The 2,799-nt window shown below is 70.2% G+C and carries 4 protein-coding genes; all 4 read right to left on the minus strand.

Annotated elements, in window-relative coordinates; all coding sequences use genetic code 11:
- Window positions 1-789, minus strand: a 789-nt coding sequence (locus tag ACOADB_RS14010) for an HpcH/HpaI aldolase/citrate lyase family protein (RefSeq protein WP_378599646.1), incomplete at its 3' end; no start/stop codon positions are given.
- Window positions 786-1,871, minus strand: a complete 1,086-nt coding sequence (locus ACOADB_RS14015) for an HpcH/HpaI aldolase/citrate lyase family protein (RefSeq protein WP_378599649.1) — start codon at window positions 1,869-1,871, stop codon at window positions 786-788. The genes ACOADB_RS14010 and ACOADB_RS14015, both read right to left, overlap by 4 nt.
- A gap of 87 nt (window positions 1,872-1,958) precedes the next feature.
- Window positions 1,959-2,489, minus strand: coding sequence for a DUF1992 domain-containing protein (locus ACOADB_RS14020; RefSeq protein ID WP_378599652.1), 531 nt, complete (start codon window positions 2,487-2,489; stop codon window positions 1,959-1,961).
- A gap of 49 nt (window positions 2,490-2,538) precedes the next feature.
- Window positions 2,539-2,781: an alpha/beta fold hydrolase gene (locus ACOADB_RS14025; protein WP_420280872.1), complete on the minus strand. Its 243-nt coding sequence runs from the start codon at window positions 2,779-2,781 to the stop codon at window positions 2,539-2,541.
- Between the last annotated feature and the right edge of the window lie 18 nt (window positions 2,782-2,799).

A 2,799-nucleotide genomic window follows, 5' to 3' on the forward strand; every position in this document is an offset into this window, starting at 1 on the left:
CTTGCCGTTGTAGGTCACGACGCCGGCACCCTTGCCGTCCTCCCAGGCCTGGATCAGCCCGCGGGCGTCCTCGACGGCCTGCTCGCTCGGGGCGAAGGCGGTGTTCGCGCCCTCGACCTGGCCGGGGTGGATGAGGGTCTTGCCGTCGAAGCCCATCTGGCGGCCCTGCTCGCACTCGGCGAGGAAGCCGTCGATGTTCTTCACGTCGTTGTAGACGCCGTCGATGATCACGATGCCGGCGGCGCGGGCCGCCAGCAGGGCGAGGCCCAGGCCGGTGATCACGGGCTGGCGGCCGGGGACGTGCTCGGCGTACAGCTCCTTGACGAGGTCGTTGGTGCCCATCACGAAGCCGGTGAGGCGCTCGGAGGCGGTGGCGATCCACAGCGCGTTGAGCATGCCGATCGGGGTCTCGACCATGGCCCAGAGCTTGGTCTTCTCCGGCGCTCCGGCAGCGCCGAGGGCGTCGACGAGCGCGCGGACCTCTTCGGCGGAGTTCACCTTGGGGACGAGTACGACGTCGGGGCCGGCCGCGGCCGCTGCGACGATGTCGTCGTCGTGCCACTCGGTGCCGATGCCGTTGACGCGGATGATCAGCTGGCGGCGGCCGTACTCACCGGACTGCACGGCAGCGGCCGCGGACTGGCGGGCGCCGACCTTGGCGTCGGGCGCGACGGAGTCCTCGAGGTCGAAGATGATCGCGTCGGCAGGAAGGGTCTTGGCCTTCTCCAGTGCCCGCTCGTTGGCGCTGGGCATGTAGAGGACGGACCGGAGGGGCTTGAACTCGCTCATGCCGGGACCTCGATCGCGTCGTAGGCGGCCTTCAGCTCGGGATCGATCTCGGCCAGCTGTTCGGCCAGCGCGACCAGGACCAGGCACTGCTTGAGGGAGGCGTCGTCCTCCATCTTGCCGTCGATCATCACGGCACCGGTGCCGTCGCCCATCGCGGCCGCGACCCGGCGGGCGTGGGCGATGTCCTCGACGCTGGGCGCGAAGACGCGGTTGGCGATGGCGATCTGCTTGGGGTGCAGGCTCCAGGTGCCGACGCAGCCGAGCAGGAACGCGTTGCGGAACTGGTCCTCGCACGCCACGACGTCGGCGATGTCGCCGAACGGGCCGTAGTACGGGTAGATGCCGTGCGTCGCGCAGGCGTCGACCATCTTGGCGATCGTGTAGTGCCACAGGTCCTGCTGGAAGATCGCCCGCGGTGCGTCGATCTGGCTGGTGCCGTCGTCGCCCTTCGGCGGGTCCTCGCGGACGAGGTAGCCCGGGTGGCCGCCACCGACGCGGGTGGTCTTCATCTTGCGGTCGGCCGCCAGGTCGGCGGGGCCGAGCGAGAGGCCCTGCATGCGCGGGCTGGCGCCGCAGATCTCCTCGATGTTGGCCACGCCGCGGGCGGTCTCGAGGATGGCGTGCACGAGGATCGGCCTGGTGATGCCGGCCTTGGCCTCGAGCTGGGCGAGCAGCCGGTCGATGTAGTGGATGTCCTCGGCGCCCTGCACCTTCGGGACCATGATCACGTCGAGCTTGTCGCCGATCGCCGGGACGAGCGCGGTGAGGTCGTCGAGCACCCACGGGCTGTCGAGCGAGTTGATCCGGGTCCAGAACTGGGTCGGGCCGAAGTCGGTCGACTGACCGATCCGGATCAGGCCCTCACGCGCGGCGACCTTGTTGTCGGCCTTGACGGCGTCCTCGAGGTTGCCGAGCAGTACGTCGACGGTGCCGACCATCCCGGGGATCTTCGCGGCCATCTTCTCGTTGCTGGGATCGAAGAAGTGGATCGCGCGGCTGGGCCGGGCGGGGATCTCGCGGGGCGGCATGGGCGCGCCCACGGCCAGCGGTCGGAAAAAGTCCTTGGGGCTCTTGTGGCTCACGTTTGGACAACTTACCGGCGGGTTGCCTTCGTTGGGTATGACGGATGTCTCGGCGAGACGTGGCGATGTCCTATCGGGACCATCGCGTCATCGACGACGCCACCAGCGTGTGCGGCGTGCGGGCTCGGGTGCCGCCACCGCGGGCGTCGTACGACGGCGGGCGGCGCGACGTTCGTGCCAGGCAGCGAGGGTCTCGTCGACGTCGCGCGGCAGGGTGATCAGCGGCGGGCCGTCGACGGGTGTGTAGCGGGCCCGGATGACGCGCGCGTTGAATTCCTCGACGAACCTGCGGGCCTCCTTCTCGGAGGTCAGGGTGTCGAGGTGGTCGTCGAGCCCGGCGTCGTCCTTGCGCAGCTGGAGGGCCGGTGGGAGGACCGCGATGTGCTCGCGTTCGACCAGCTTCTTGAGCCACCACTCCGGGTCGTAGGTGTCGCCGAGGCCCTCGATCGGCTTGCCGGCGCCGGGCAGGTTGTCGAAGTCGCCGCGTTCCATCGCCTGCCGGATCTGCAGGTCGACCCAGGTCTGCTGGTGCTCGATGCGGGCGCGGGCGGCCTTCTTCTCGGCCTCGCGGGCATCGAGGGCGTCGGCGGGCCCGGCTTCCTGCTGGTCCTCGGTCATCGCGATCACCCCGTTTCGCCATCAAGGGTGCCACGGGACCCCAGTCCCGTCAGGCCTCGTCGCGCAGGAAGCCGGCGACCAGCGGCGCCAGCTCTTCGGCACTGGTGACCAGGCCCAGGTGCCCGTCGGAGTAGACGTGGAGACGGGCGTGGGGGAGCAGGCGTCCCATGATCCGGGCGTTCACCAGCGGGATGATCGGGTCGTCGTCGCCCGCAAGGATCAACGTGGGCTGCCGGATCAGCGGCAGCGCCGGGAGGCTCGACCAGCCGGCCCCGGCGAGCAGCTGGAGCAGGTAGCCGCGGCGGGACCC

The organism is Nocardioides sp. CPCC 206348 (genome assembly GCF_048654705.1).
Classification (GTDB): Bacteria; Actinomycetota; Actinomycetes; order Propionibacteriales; family Nocardioidaceae; genus Nocardioides.